Annotated in this window: 13 protein-coding genes and 1 pseudogene; 12 read left to right on the top strand and 2 right to left on the bottom strand. The window is 35.3% G+C overall.

The window, feature by feature from the left end:
- Nucleotides 1–544: 544 nt before the first annotated feature.
- The 3 genes from ACTQ45_RS10155 to ACTQ45_RS10145 all read left to right on the top strand — a co-directional run bounded on the left by ACTQ45_RS10155 (nt 545) and on the right by ACTQ45_RS10145 (nt 2,147).
- The gene (locus tag ACTQ45_RS10155) at nt 545–856 is read left to right on the top strand and encodes a PadR family transcriptional regulator (RefSeq protein ID WP_441763614.1); all 312 of its coding nucleotides are present in this window, start codon (nt 545–547) and stop codon (nt 854–856) included.
- A gap of 15 nt (nt 857–871) precedes the next feature.
- Nucleotides 872–1,519 carry a DUF2812 domain-containing protein gene (locus tag ACTQ45_RS10150; RefSeq protein WP_441763613.1) on the top strand — a complete coding sequence of 216 codons (648 nt, stop codon included), beginning with the start codon at nt 872–874 and terminating at the stop codon, nt 1,517–1,519.
- 79 nt (nt 1,520–1,598) lie between these two features.
- On the top strand, nt 1,599–2,147 hold the full coding sequence (locus ACTQ45_RS10145) for a DUF3267 domain-containing protein (RefSeq protein ID WP_441763612.1): 549 nt from the start codon (nt 1,599–1,601) through the stop codon (nt 2,145–2,147).
- 341 nt (nt 2,148–2,488) lie between these two features.
- Here ACTQ45_RS10145 and ACTQ45_RS10140 read toward each other — a convergent pair.
- Nucleotides 2,489–2,835, bottom strand: a pseudogene (locus tag ACTQ45_RS10140) (IS30 family transposase); the annotation flags it as partial.
- Nucleotides 2,836–2,885: 50 nt separating this feature from the next.
- Here ACTQ45_RS10140 and ACTQ45_RS10135 point away from each other — a divergent pair.
- The 8 genes from ACTQ45_RS10135 to ACTQ45_RS10100 all read left to right on the top strand — a co-directional run bounded on the left by ACTQ45_RS10135 (nt 2,886) and on the right by ACTQ45_RS10100 (nt 10,760).
- A complete protein-coding gene (locus ACTQ45_RS10135) occupies nt 2,886–3,194 on the top strand; it encodes a S8 family serine peptidase (protein ID WP_441763611.1) in 309 nt (102 codons plus the stop codon).
- A 24-nt stretch (nt 3,195–3,218) separates the two neighbouring features.
- Nucleotides 3,219–3,887, top strand: a complete 669-nt coding sequence (locus ACTQ45_RS10130) for a hypothetical protein (RefSeq protein WP_441763610.1) — start codon at nt 3,219–3,221, stop codon at nt 3,885–3,887.
- 432 nt (nt 3,888–4,319) lie between these two features.
- Entirely contained in the window at nt 4,320–4,922 is a 603-nt protein-coding gene (locus tag ACTQ45_RS10125; RefSeq protein ID WP_138405393.1) for a CadD family cadmium resistance transporter, read from the top strand.
- Nucleotides 4,923–5,269: 347 nt separating this feature from the next.
- On the top strand, nt 5,270–6,460 hold the full coding sequence (locus tag ACTQ45_RS10120; RefSeq protein WP_441763609.1) for an NAD(P)/FAD-dependent oxidoreductase: 1,191 nt from the start codon (nt 5,270–5,272) through the stop codon (nt 6,458–6,460).
- Between the two features lie 60 nt (nt 6,461–6,520).
- Nucleotides 6,521–7,021 (top strand): LEM-3-like GIY-YIG domain-containing protein, encoded by a 501-nt coding sequence (locus tag ACTQ45_RS10115; RefSeq protein ID WP_441763608.1) that lies wholly within the window; start codon nt 6,521–6,523, stop codon nt 7,019–7,021.
- 1,054 nt (nt 7,022–8,075) lie between these two features.
- Nucleotides 8,076–8,609, top strand: a complete 534-nt coding sequence (locus tag ACTQ45_RS10110; RefSeq protein WP_441763607.1) for a transposase — start codon at nt 8,076–8,078, stop codon at nt 8,607–8,609.
- Nucleotides 8,606–9,475 (top strand): IS3 family transposase, encoded by an 870-nt coding sequence (locus tag ACTQ45_RS10105; RefSeq protein WP_441763606.1) that lies wholly within the window; start codon nt 8,606–8,608, stop codon nt 9,473–9,475. Before ACTQ45_RS10110 ends, ACTQ45_RS10105 begins: the two co-directional genes overlap by 4 nt.
- Before the next feature lie 406 nt (nt 9,476–9,881).
- Nucleotides 9,882–10,760, top strand: a complete 879-nt coding sequence (locus ACTQ45_RS10100) for an AraC family transcriptional regulator (protein WP_441763605.1) — start codon at nt 9,882–9,884, stop codon at nt 10,758–10,760.
- A gap of 986 nt (nt 10,761–11,746) precedes the next feature.
- On the opposite strand, the gene ACTQ45_RS10095 is transcribed toward ACTQ45_RS10100, so the two are convergent.
- On the bottom strand, nt 11,747–12,256 hold the full coding sequence (locus tag ACTQ45_RS10095) for a TetR/AcrR family transcriptional regulator (RefSeq protein ID WP_441752432.1): 510 nt from the start codon (nt 12,254–12,256) through the stop codon (nt 11,747–11,749).
- A gap of 233 nt (nt 12,257–12,489) precedes the next feature.
- Here ACTQ45_RS10095 and ACTQ45_RS10090 point away from each other — a divergent pair, with 233 nt between their 5' ends.
- Complete coding sequence (locus ACTQ45_RS10090) at nt 12,490–13,530, top strand: alpha/beta hydrolase (protein WP_441763604.1); 1,041 nt, start codon at nt 12,490–12,492, stop codon at nt 13,528–13,530.
- Nucleotides 13,531–13,546 lie beyond the last annotated feature (16 nt).

Genomic DNA, 13,546 nt, shown 5'->3' with positions numbered 1-13,546 from the left:
CGCCAGGCGGGCCAAACCCCCAATGGCGCCCATACCTCCCACCCCCCACCCCGCGAAAAAACGGGCCCACACCCGCCCCCAACCCCCCCGCCCCCCCCCCCCCACTATTCTGAAGCAGAAACCTGTCTATCCTGCAGAGCTCAACTTGCAGTGGGACCACCCAGAGCCGAAGTCTCTGAGCTTGGCTGACGACTCATTCCGTAAGGCTTAAAGTCCGTAACAGAATGATGTGGGTCAGTCATCCTCTTTCACTACTAAGGCATGCTAGGAAGTTTCGTCCGTAGTAGCTGATAACTATTCACCCATTTCCAATCACGGTTTTACTATCATAACTGAATAATTGTAAAAGGAGTTAGTGAACTAAAAGCTAGCTTCTTTTTTACTGGATAGTATTTTACCTGATAAGAGAATGTCTTTAGAGCGATTTCTTGCCTATTTTTGCATGGAAGAGTTGCGAATTTTAAATAGATACTTGCAATATACAGTCTGACTGTATATAATCTAACTATACAGTTCAACTGTATATAACGAATAAGGGATGATCATCATGCGTAACAGCGCTTTACCACTTACAGAAACAACCTATTTAATTTTATTGAGTTTACTAGAACCACGTCATGGCTATGCCATTATCAAAAATGTGGAGGAACTAAGCGACAATCATGTCAAAATTGCAGCCGGTACAATGTACGGTGCATTAGACAATCTTTATAAACAGGCTTGGATTGAGGAAGTACCTAGCGAAAATAAACGACGAAAAGTTTATCAAATTACAGAAAAAGGAAAAGAAGTACTTGAAGCAGAAATTGGTAGATTATCCAATTTAACTGCATTAGGTTATCGATTGTTTAATTAAGAGAGAAGGGGTACTATGTATAAATCAACATATAAGTTTAAATTATTCTTATTTGCAGATATTGAAAAAGAAGAAGCATGGATAAACGCACAAAGACATAAACATTTATATCTAGCTAGCATACCTATTGGCTCCATACTATATCGTTTTCGTGAAGCTGAAACCGACTTCGTCCCAATTACGCGGATTGATTTTCGTGAATTCAAGAACAAAGCAGCATATGAAAACTACTTATCTTTATATGAAGACGGTGATTGGTACCATATTTATGGTAATCGCTGGAATGGTCTGCAATATTTTAGACAGGATAATCCAAGCGGAGATAGCATCTTATATTCTGATGAAGACTCGAAAGCACAGTTATACCTAAGATACGCCAAGTACTTAGTGACCTTATTTATCTGTTTTTTACCAATCATATTAAATCTAGAACTAGTAGATTTATTAAACTTCTATACTTTTAAATCAGCCTACTTAACACCAGAACTATGGCAAATGACAGGGGCTAAATTCTGGAGTGCATTTGCCTTCGAAACCCCATTTGCCCTAATGAGAATTTTTTCTGGTTGGTTACTTGTCATATTAGTTGCCTCATTCTTATTGGGCTCATTTATTAACTGGCACCGCTATAAGAAATTACGAGATGAAGTAGCTAATTTATAGATTTTTTCCGATATGTTAGCATATAAGGTATGTAACACTGTGACGATTAAAAAGGTTAGATACCATATTGGAGGTTAACGTGGAACGAATACGAGAATACAATTTGCTTGAGGATAAGAAGGTAATTATTGGCATAAATATCGCTGCGCTACCACTCTTCTTGTTGGGCATTTTGATATTTAGAGGGCTCTCTATACAGGATTCAATTAATTTATATCCGGAATCTTTAGCCCAGTATTTTATAAATTCCCTTATATTCCTTGCTTGTTATTTTGCGGTGATTATTATCCATGAATTAATCCATGGTCTCTTTTTCAAAGTATTTTCAGAAACAGGTAAGGTAACATTTGGCTTTAAAAATGGGATGGCATACGCAACGAATCCTGGCAGTAAATATACCTGGTGGCAGTTTTTAATCATTGTCTTAGCACCTTGTGTGTTCATTTCATCTGTCTTATTTATCCTTTATCAATTCACTTGGATAAATACACTCTTTTTTATCGCTATGGGTAGTATGCATTTCGCAGGTTGTGTAGGTGACCTTTGGTATGCTTTACTGATCATGAAATATGGTAATAAGTATTATGAAGATACTGAAGTTGGTATTTCAATATGGACGAAAGACTAATAAAAAGGCGTTACCTTAGAAAAAATAGGGTAACGCCTTTTAATATTCTAAAGAAGATTATTTTTTACGTTTTACTCCTCAAAGAATCATCCAAGTGATTACTATATTAACCACCAGAGAAAAAAGCAAACAATAATTTGATTATAATATAATATTAAATGAAGGTTGGGGCAAGTGATATGCGTAGGGGAGGGTGAGAAAGAAATAAATTGTAGTTAGAATAAAAAATCGAGATGAATTAAATTATTTTTGAATTGTCAATATAAGCTAGACAAACGTGAGTCATTTATGTAATTTGAAAATACTTCCAAAGGTGTTTGATAATTTGATGATTTTCTAGCAAGGTGACCAAACTCATCTTTAAATAGAGGGTAGTCTTTTTCTCTTTCAGAGATATTTCTTTTGAACGCTTGTTTTCCCCGTCGTTCTTGGTGTTCGTTTAACTTTCTCTTACCTTTCATAGGGAGTGTTGTGATATCAAAGATGCCATATTTAAATCGACGATATAAGGTTCTCATTGAACAACTGATTGGCTGTTCAAAACATCCAATGATGACGTCTAGTGGCCATCCTTGAGCAACTTTTTCTTTAATATACTTCGGTTCCTTTTTAGGTAAAGTGACTTTATGTCTACTGCAACATTTTTTATTTTTTTGTAGTGTTTGTAGTAGTCGATCGCTGCGTTACCTTTCTGCTCTTTCTATTACAGTAGGGTTAGTAGCTCATGAAATTAATATTATGGAGCAATCACTAGACTTTCATAAAAAAGAATTATGGACACCGATAGCCGATGAAAATGAGCTATCTCCTTTTACACGAGTTGATCCGGGTATTAATAATATATTAAAACCAGGAGATGTTCACGATGGTGGTAACTTGATATTACGAGAAAGCGGTGGAAACATAAAAGAAAATATGAGTGGTAAGCTACTTTTATTGTCAAACTTACCAATGGAAAGATTATTTACATACGATGTGGGTTCTAGTTTTTCAGCACCTATGGTTACAAATATACTTGGGAAAATTGCAAATAAATATCCAAATTGATCTGCTAATTTGTTGAAAAACCTATTGTTACAATCAACTAGATTACCTGAAATCAAAAATGTTAAAGGGACTAATACCGATAAGAAGAAGTTTCATTTTAACTCATTAGGTTACGGTTTACCAAACTATGAGTATGCTATAGCGTCCTTTGATAATAGAGTAGTTTTATTGGATGAAGCTACAATTGGATTAAACAAGATTCAAGTCTATTCTGTTGATGTTCCAAAGCTTTTTTTCGAAGCCAAAGGTCATAAAAGGGTGCCAGTGGCGCTAACATTCAATCCACCAACAAGAATGACTCGCGGAGATAGTTATTTAGGAAATCAATTGGAGTTTAAATTATTCCATACGTTAGACTCTGATATCATTGTAAATAAATTTGCTGAAGTAGATTTAAGTGATGAGGAACAACTTGCAAATGTGATTGATAAAAAATATGAAATAGTTATGGATCCGGGAATCGATACTCGTAAAAAAGGATGCTATCAAAAAGGTGTAAAAGAGTATAAGAGGGAACCTCAAAATATACCTACTTCGTCCTTTACACTTGTTATAATTAATTCAAATAAATGGATTAATGATCTAAATTATACTCAGGATTATTGCGTGTCTATGGTGATTGAACATATAGAGGAAATTAAACTTTACAATAAAATAAGAAATACTATTCAATCAAGAGTTAGAATTCGATAATATTTACTTTTGACCTGTTCCCACGAACGTACGAAATAGTCGACATGTTACCGCATACGACCATTTCACCAAAAATCGCAAATACATCAATTCTATCAACTCGTCCCATGTTGAGGCGGTAACACTACTTGTGAAAGAGCGTTAGCGACAGAAGAAGTAGATGTTCCGCCCATGCACGGATTTTCCAAGAAGACAAGCAGAATGAGCAAGCTGAGAGGCTGAAACATTGTATGTTTAATGGTATAATTCATGAGGGAACAAAGCGACTTCATAAACGTTGGTTTAGAAAGCATATGAGTCATGTGAAAAAAATATGAAAGTTGGATGTTTTATATGAAGCAATTTATTAAACATTCTCCCTTGGCTTTGGCCAAGTTGATGTGTTTGTGTGAAAACCACCAATTCTAATAAACATATTGAAAGGGGAAGCTTATGGAAATAATTATATCTTCAATGTTAGTTTTTATCTCTACGTCCATCGATTATTTGGTTGTTTTAACGATTCTTTTCTCTACCATGAATACTGGTAAACAACGATCAATTTATATTGGCCAATATATTGGAACGGGGTTGCTCGTTGGCTTTAGTCTCATTGCAGCGTACTTCCTGAACTTTATTCCGCAAGATTGGGTGATCGGGTTACTTGGTTTACTTCCTTTGATTCTAGGGATTCGGGCTATCTTCATCGATGAAGATGTAGATGAAAAGGACTTGGAAGAAAAGATGTCGCATAGACAGTCAGAAGTTGCGAGTGTGGTTGCTCTGACCATTGCCCTTGGCGGAGATAATTTGGGAATTTATATTCCTTACTTTACTGGAATGTCCTTCCAGGAAGTCATGGTTGTGATCCTTGTTTTTATCATTGGGATTTTTATCTTATGTTATTTATCCAAACGACTGGCTTCGGTTCCTATGATTGGTGAAGTAGTTGAGCGTTACGAAAAAGTCATCGTACCAGTCGTTTTCATCGGCTTGGGTATTTTTATTCTGTTAGAGAATGGTACGATTCAACATCTTTGGTCACTGATTGCATAGAATTTTAAGCAGCTTCACGGATAGTAGAATATACCATTAAAGTATTTAAGGTTGAACTTAGATACATATAACACAACCGAAATATTAAAGAGGCACAGAACGATGCAATATCATTTGCATCGTTTTGTGTCTCACTTTTATGTATATTTTTAACAATTATGGATCGCAGCTTTCTTTTTCTCTAAATGGGCAATAAGTAAGCTGATATTTTATTAATAGGTTATACTTGAATGACTGAGACACTCATAGACATAATTCGAGAGATAATATGAAATATAGCATATACAAAAACATTTAAGAAGAATTTTGGTAATATATGTAGGAAGAGAAAAAGGGAGGCATGATTTATGCAACATTCATATAAATATATAATATTAGGTGGCGGGATGGCTGGGGCCAATGCCGCAATGGAAATTCGTAAGTATGACCGTGAAGGGACATTGTTGATAGTCACACAAGAAACTGACAAACCCTACTATCGTCCTCCATTAAGTAAAGAATTTTGGACAGAGCCAGACTATCCAAAAGAAACAATATATTATAATATTTCGGATGATGAATCGATTGATATCTTAACTGGGACAACAGTTAAGCAAATTAATGCCGATCAACAAACGATTGAGAATGAGAGTGGAGAAATCTATCAATATGAAAAATTGCTTTATGCACTGGGTGGCGCTCCAAAGTGGATTGATGGGCTGGAGAGTGAGCGTGTCCTAGCTTTAAGAAACCTAGAAGATTACCGAAACCTCCGAAAATTTGCCAAACCTGGGAGCAAAGTCATTATCGTTGGAGGAGGCTGGGTTGGAGCAGAACTTGCAGCAGGTCTAAAGCTGAATGATATGGATGTGACGCTTGTTTTTCCTAATGAAATATTAAATGAAAAACGACTACCACGAATGCTTGCTAAAGAATTTCAACAGCGCTTTGTAGATATTGGCGTTTCCTTGATAAACAATGCCTATGCTGATAGTTACAAAGTAGAGGACGATCAAGTAAGTCTAAAACTAGAGAATGGCGCTGTATTGAAAGCGGATATTCTTGTTTTAGGAATTGGATTAAATCCAAATGTTGAATTAGCAGAAGCAGCTGGCTTAGAAGTGGGTAATGGTGTTATTGCTGACAAGTATTTGCAAACTTCCAACAAACATATCTATGCAGCAGGAGATGTGTTGAATTATCCAGATGTAATCATAGGACGTAATCGTTTTGAACATGAAGAGCAAGCGGAGTATTCTGGGAAAGTAACGGGACGAAACATGACGGGCGCTGAAGAAGTTTATTATCATGGTGCGCCACTCTCTTATACGGATGTCTTAGATATTTCTATTGAAGGTGTTGGTGAAATGAGTCGAAACCGTGATGATGCGATTATTGAAGAAGTTGCTGGTGGTTATATTGTTTATTATCTTTTTAAAGGTAAACCAACAGGAATTTTAACATATAATGTGAAAGTTGATATGGATAAGGCCCGTGAAATTCTGGTTAACCCACCGAAAACATTAGATAAGCTAACGAGGATGTTGAAGCCTATTTAATTGATTTGTTGAATACTAGATAGCTTCAGAATTGAAAAAAATGATAAAGAGGAATATTTTATGGAAAAATTTTCAGATAAAGTATTATCATATTTAAATAAAAACAAAGATAAAGAGTTCTACATCTATTGTTTAGTCGATACTAGTAACGATGAGGAAGAGATATTCTACATCGGTAAAGGGAAGGGGAATCGTGTCTTTAATCATGAGAAAGCTGCCTTTAATAAAAAATTAGAACTGCTATTAGAAAGTGAAGATAAAACTGAAGACTTAAAAATTAACAAAATCAGAGCTATTAAGGCAGAAGGATTTCCAATAAAAAAAGTAATTTTAAATTACTGGTTATCAGAACGAGAAGCGTTCGCGAGCGAAAACACTTTAATAAATTTATTTAACATTTTTTCGCCTCGAAACCTAACAAATAAAGTAAATGGTCATGGAGTCCGGGGAACTGAAGTGGGTGATTTGGAAAGACAGTTTGGAAGTTTCCCAATGTCCATAACTGAATTACAAACTGACGAACTTATACTTGCTGTCAAGAAACAGACTCCCTCCAGTTAGATCAGGATGAAACGTATGATTACCCTTTTTACGATTGAGATGACCATAATCTTAAATCTAGAACGTTAGGGACTTGGAGAGTTGCGAAAGATAAAGCTGGAAAAGTTAAATATATTTTAGGAATCAATACGGGGATAAATAATACAGTAGTTTCTGCTTATGAAGTGACAGGATTTGAACCAAGTATTGATGAAAAAGGTCGACAACGTTTTTGTTTTCACTCAAATTCAAAGAGTGAAAATATAATGAAAGCATTAGGGGTATATCAAAGGGCTATATATGATTTAAAATTTGGGAGTGGTCAGTCAATAGTTTATAATAATAATCATTCAAACCACATTTCCAACACACTATAATCAATTATTACATGCCCAATATGACACGTTGAGACGGTAACACTACTTGTGAAAGAGCATTAGGACAGAAGAAGTAGATGTTCCGCCCATGCACGGACTTCCCAAGAAGACAAGCCGACAGGCGCAGTCTGATTGGTAGAAGTCGTCTGCTGAGTGTGTCGTATTGCTTGAGGCTGTTAGAGCTTAGCGATATACAGCCTTAGCTGCGTAACAAAGTGTAGCTGATGCAAAAGGTTAGAGACTAAAACCTGGATGTTATAATGTTCTTGATGGACCACATAAGAACTCCCACTAATATTAAAAGGAGTATACTTAGTTTAAAGATTAAGTGACTCTTTTTTATTATGCAAGCAGGGGTATGTCTGTGTGAACTAGTCAATAAGAGTAAAGGTGTTAGGTTGGATAGGTAAATTATCAAACTTATGAAGAATGTAACCAGCACGTGAGTACAGGTACACTTACCATTACTTATAGAGCTTTTATATAAGCTGAATTCAAAGCCTACATTGATAGTTTTGAACATGTAGGCGTATGTTTGTTTTAAGTTTCTTATGTGACTTTAGCAGTTATGACGGTATCGGTCATCGTCGTTTATCTCGTTGAATTTCTTTTAATCTAATTAAAAGACTCAGTATATAAGCTTTTGTACTGACCCCCAAAAGTTAGAGTTAAAAATCTAACTTTTGGGGGTTATTTGTATGTCTAAAAAATATTCAGTTGATTTAAAATTAAAGATAGTCCAAGAGTATCTACAAGGAACAATGGGTGCTCGAGTATTAGCTAAAAAATATGATCTATCAAGTAAGTCTTTGGTGACTAAATGGACCAATCAATACAAGCAGTTTGGCGAAGCGGGCTTACGTCATCAAACAACGAAGCAACACTATCCTTTAAATTTTAAGCTAGATGTTTTAAGATTTAAGCAAGACACTGGTGCTTCCTATAAAGAGACCGCGAATCTATTCAACATTAAAGAGCCGTCGATTATAGCGAATTGGAAACGAACTTATTTAACTGAAGGTGCCAAAGGTCTGAATAAACCTCAAGGGAGACCGCCTAAGATGCCTAAATATTCAAAAAATGTGAAGGGTTCAAACAAGATGTCAACGCCTAAAACCGATGAACTTTCCTTATTAAAACAAGAAAATGAATACTTACGTCTGGAGCTAGCTTACTTAAAAAAGTTAAGAGCGCTGGGATTGAAAGACCCACGCGCAAACAACAAGCCATGATTGTCTATGAATTAAGTCAGGAAAAGTTTAAGCTTAAAGATATTTTGACCGTAACTGGCTTACCAGAATCAACTTATTATTATCACTATTCAAAAAAAGAAACGGAAAATAAAGATGAAGCGCTCGAAAGTCTTATTCAAGAAATTTTCGATGAAAATGATGGCAACTACGGTTATCGTCGTATTCAAAGGGCGCTTAAAAATAAAGGGCATCAAGTTAACCACAAACGAGTTAAACGCTTGATGGACCAGTTAGGTATCAAGTGCACTAAGTTTTCTCATAAAAATCGCCGCTATAATTCTTACAAAGGAACAGTGGGTAAAACCGCTAAAAACAAACTGAATCGCCGATTTACCACACCGATTCCTTTACAAAAACTCGTGACAGATATGACCGAATTTAAGTGTTTAGACGACCAAAAACTTTACTTAAGGCTAATATTAGATTTATATAACAGTGAGATTATTTCATTTAAGATATCCAATCATCCGACATTAGATATTGCCTTAGATCCTCTAAATGAGGCACTCGCTTTGATCACGGAACATGCGTTGTATCGAACGACCATCCACAGTGATCAAGGTTGGCATTATCAACATAGTTCATGGGTGAATGCCTTAAAACAACACGGTATTTTTCAAAGCATGTCTCGCAAAGGCAATTGCTTAGATAACTCACCGATGGAAAATTTCTTTAGTCTCTTAAAACAAGAAATGTATCACGGTGTCGAAAAAGTAAGTTATGACACACTAAAAGAGCGAATCGAACATTATATAGATTATTATAATCATCGACGTATCAAAACAAAATTGAGCGGCTTATCTCCGGTTGCATACCGAAAACAAGACACTCAATTAGCTGCTTAATATTCAATTAAATAAACTCCAACTTTTGGGGTTCACTACAACCATGGCTAAACCTTAAACACATATTTTGGGGTATTTTTTGATAGTAATTGCTAGTAACTTTATAGTATTTGGCAATGAGTTTACAGTAACTCTATACTAATTACCAACATCATTCAAACACATGCCTACTCCAAAACCATATTATCAATCCACAACTTATCCTCGCCACATGTTGAGACGCTTGTGGTTTGTAACATTTCAGCGGAAGAACTCCCTAAGTCTTTAATTGTAGTTGAAGTTCAGTTCATTATAATAGTTGTAATTGTAAGTAATATTTTTAAACTTAGTCGACTTTATTGTGCACAGATTATCGGGTGGGTAATTAAATCCTTTGATAATATTGAAATTGAAAGGAGGTTGTTTGATGGATACGTTAAGTAATATGAATAAAGCTTTGGCATATATTGAAGAGCATCTAACTGAAGAAATTGATTACAGTGAAGTGTCGAAAATTGCTTACTGCTCAGAGTATCATTTTAAAAGGATGTTTTCATTTTTATCAGGAATTGGTTTGTCAGAATATATTCGAAGAAGGAGATTAACGCTGGCTGCTCTTGATTTGAAAGATACAAATTTGAGAATAATCGATGTGGCTGTCAAATATGGTTATGATTCAGCTGATTCGTTTTCCCGTGCTTTTCATTCTATGCATGGTATTCTTCCTTCTGAAGCAAGAAGTGAGAACACGCAGTTAAAAGCCTATCCTAGAATGACCTTTCAATTATCAATTAAAGGAGGATGCGAGATGAATTATCGTATTGTTGAGAAAGCGTCGTTTAAGTTAGTAGGATTTAAGAAGAGAGTTGCAATTGTTTTTGAAGGGGTCAATCCAGAGATTGCAAAAATGACTGAACTTTTAACCCCTAAGGTTATTAATGAATTAAAAGCACTCTCAAATATAGAGCCAACAGGTATTATTAGTGCATCTGCTAATTTTTCGGAAGGGAGAATGGAAGAAAAAGGCGAGCTGGATCATTATATCGGTGTAACAACTTCAAGTGATGAAACAGGAAAATTCGATGTATTGGAAATAGAAGCCAGTACTTGGGCTGTTTTCGAATCTGTTGGGCCATTCCCAAAAACACTTCAAAATGTATGGGGGAGGATATACTCTGAATGGTTTCCATCCTCAGGGTACGAGGTTGCGCCGGGGCCAGAAATTTTGTGGAACGAGAGTCCTGACACCGAAAATCCGAAGTACCGAAGTGAAATCTGGATTCCGGTAAAGAAAAATAACTACTAATTATATCACTGTTATGGTTGAGGGCACTCTTTAGTAAGAGTGTCCTTTTTATTAAAATCGCAAAAGAGAATGTTGATATATCTCCACATACAAAAGCTTACAGTGGATATCTTCTATCTAAGAGAAGAATTTTCAGGCTGCTAATATTTAACAGGTATTCTATCGTTTTGAATTTAGAAAACAACTATGCTTCACGCCAAATGAGATTGGATGAACGAGTAGATGACATAGAGAATAAACTAGATTTTGATGAATTCAATGAAAATGAACGCAAAATATGGGCTTATTTATAGGGAAATGATCGGATTACAGTAAAAATAACTGCTGAATTAATTGAAATGATTACAGAGACAACTAGAAAATTTTTTAAAATGTTGGAAAAAGGAGCAGTTGGATGGCACGGTAATTCAAAGAATGACCCCAAACAATACTATTCGCTTCGCTAATAGAAATTCTTAACCTTGTTAGTTTAATAGTAATTGAGAGTAGATTTTGTAGTAATTTGACAGTAGTTTGCTAGTAATGACTAATGTCATTTAACTAGATCCGCTTCCAAAATATCAAAATCAATCCAAAGCTTATGCTCAACACATGTGGAGACGCTAGCTTTGATGTCAAAAGTTGCACCCTGACAAGTAAATAAAGTGTAGAAAACAGGGGATTATTCTAAGATTATCGTTAAAAGGTAATGTTAGCTTGGGATACCCCTTGTTTGTTAGGTGAAAAATTATGTAAGAGGGAACATATCTAAGAGTGCAAGCATACACCAGGAAATGAATGACATGAAAAATGCACCCCCTTGCACCCCCCTCTTGAAACGAATATCATTTTTTTCAGAACACTCATTATGTTGTAAAAAGAAGAATAAATATCAATAAAGTAAAAGCGAAGTATTTTTAGAAAGCGACTAGTACGGTAAATGCACATAAAAATCTAAAACTCTAATGCCGTATAAGTGTTGGTTTTAATTTAAGACTTGAATGAGGTTATTGATTCATGTTCTTAAACAATTGATAGAGTTCATCACCAGACTCAGGCATTCCGCGTTTCATCCATTCAATTAACCAACCGTAGATACCATATGCCCAAAATGACTTAATATAGGCTTCAATATTTTCCATTTCAGGGGTTATTTGTATTGTACGAATAATGGTTTCTTGTATTATAGTCGACATACCAGCATGATATAGAATTGTATAAAAGTCTTTATGTTGTTTATAGAAATCAAATAGAGAAGGAAAAAGTGTCTGGGGTGAAGAATCCGGATTTGATTCATAAAGTTTTCCCCATTCATTTATGAGCCTATCAGATTCTTCTTTAAGAATATCTTCCTTCGTTTGATAGTTACGGTAAAATGATACTCTTCCAACCTGAGCTTTTTTTGTAAGTTCACTAATAGAAATTTCATCTATAGCTTTCTCTTTTAAAAGTTCTAGGAGGGCAAGAGTAATCTGTTTTTTTACATAAGTTTTTTTTTGGTGGTTATTAATATTCATAAGATGATACAAACCTCTTCAATCTGTTTCATTTTGATGAAACACTTATTTCCTCAATAAAGATATGATACACTTGTTACAACGATAATTCAAGTGATATTTATTGGTTGCCTTAGACGAGACAAAATGAATAGTATTTATCAAGGAAGAAAGTTAGCTTATTAATGATTATCTGATGGGGCTTTTAAGGAATACAAAAAATATAGTAAAAGTGAAAAGAGGAGAATTCTAAAGTGGAGGAGAGAACTGCAAAGAAAAAACATAAAGGGCTGAAAATATTTTTCTCAGTATTTGGTGTTTTGATCACGCTACTTATAATACTTTATATTGTCATTACAACAAATACACAGATAGTTGTGGGAGCGATTCAGAAACTGACGTATGGAAATTCCCCCATTAATTCTTATGAACCATTTTATGAACCTATTCATGGAAAAAAAGAAAATGGTCAATATCTCATTAGTGAAATTCGCTATGATGCAGAATATCCAAATAGTTATCTGGATGTAATTTATCCTGATGCAAACTTGATGACAAATCGTCCTACCCTCTTCTATTTTCATGGTGGAGGTTTTTTTGCAGGTAGTAAGAACATGGGCGATCCATTAGCAGAGACTGATGCTACTGCTTTATTGGACGATATTTGTGCACAAGGATATAACATCGTGAATGTGGACTATGGTCTCGTTCCCGATTGCCGTTTTCCAGTTCCATTGATTCAAGCAAACCGTGCTTTTGCCTATATGATGGAGCATCAAAAGGAATACCATCTGAATATGGATAATATCATAATCATGGGTTCATCTGCTGGAGCAATTATGACAAGTCAGCTTGGAAGTATTATCACGAATCCTACCTATGCTGAGTCATTAGGTATTGTACCTGTGTTAAATCCGACTCAAGTAAAAGCAGTTGTGTTAGATGATGCACCTCTTGACTATAAGAATTTTAATATTGCAACGAAAATGCTTGTTGGTAATTATGTAAAAGGAAGTATCTATCTATCGAATGATGATATTCTGAAATATAACAACATGGAAAGCTTAACTGCGGAATATCCTAGTGCTTTTTTGCTCGGAAGTGAATATAGGCACGATATGAATGTCATGCACAATAAACTTAATGAGCTTGGAGGTGAAAATATTCTTGTTGATCCATACATAGAATATGGTGAGATCAAAGATCATGGCTTTATTGGTGCAGAGCGCACAGATCCGATTGCAAAGGAGGCGTTTGACCGTTTGATTGATTTCTTGAATGATAAAACGAAATAATGCGTCAGATCATTTC

This window comes from Fundicoccus sp. Sow4_D5 (genome assembly GCF_052116365.1).
GTDB lineage: Bacteria > Bacillota > Bacilli > Lactobacillales > Aerococcaceae > Fundicoccus.
Note: the sequence above shows the minus strand (reverse complement) of the source record. Positions and strands in the feature narration are given on the sequence as shown.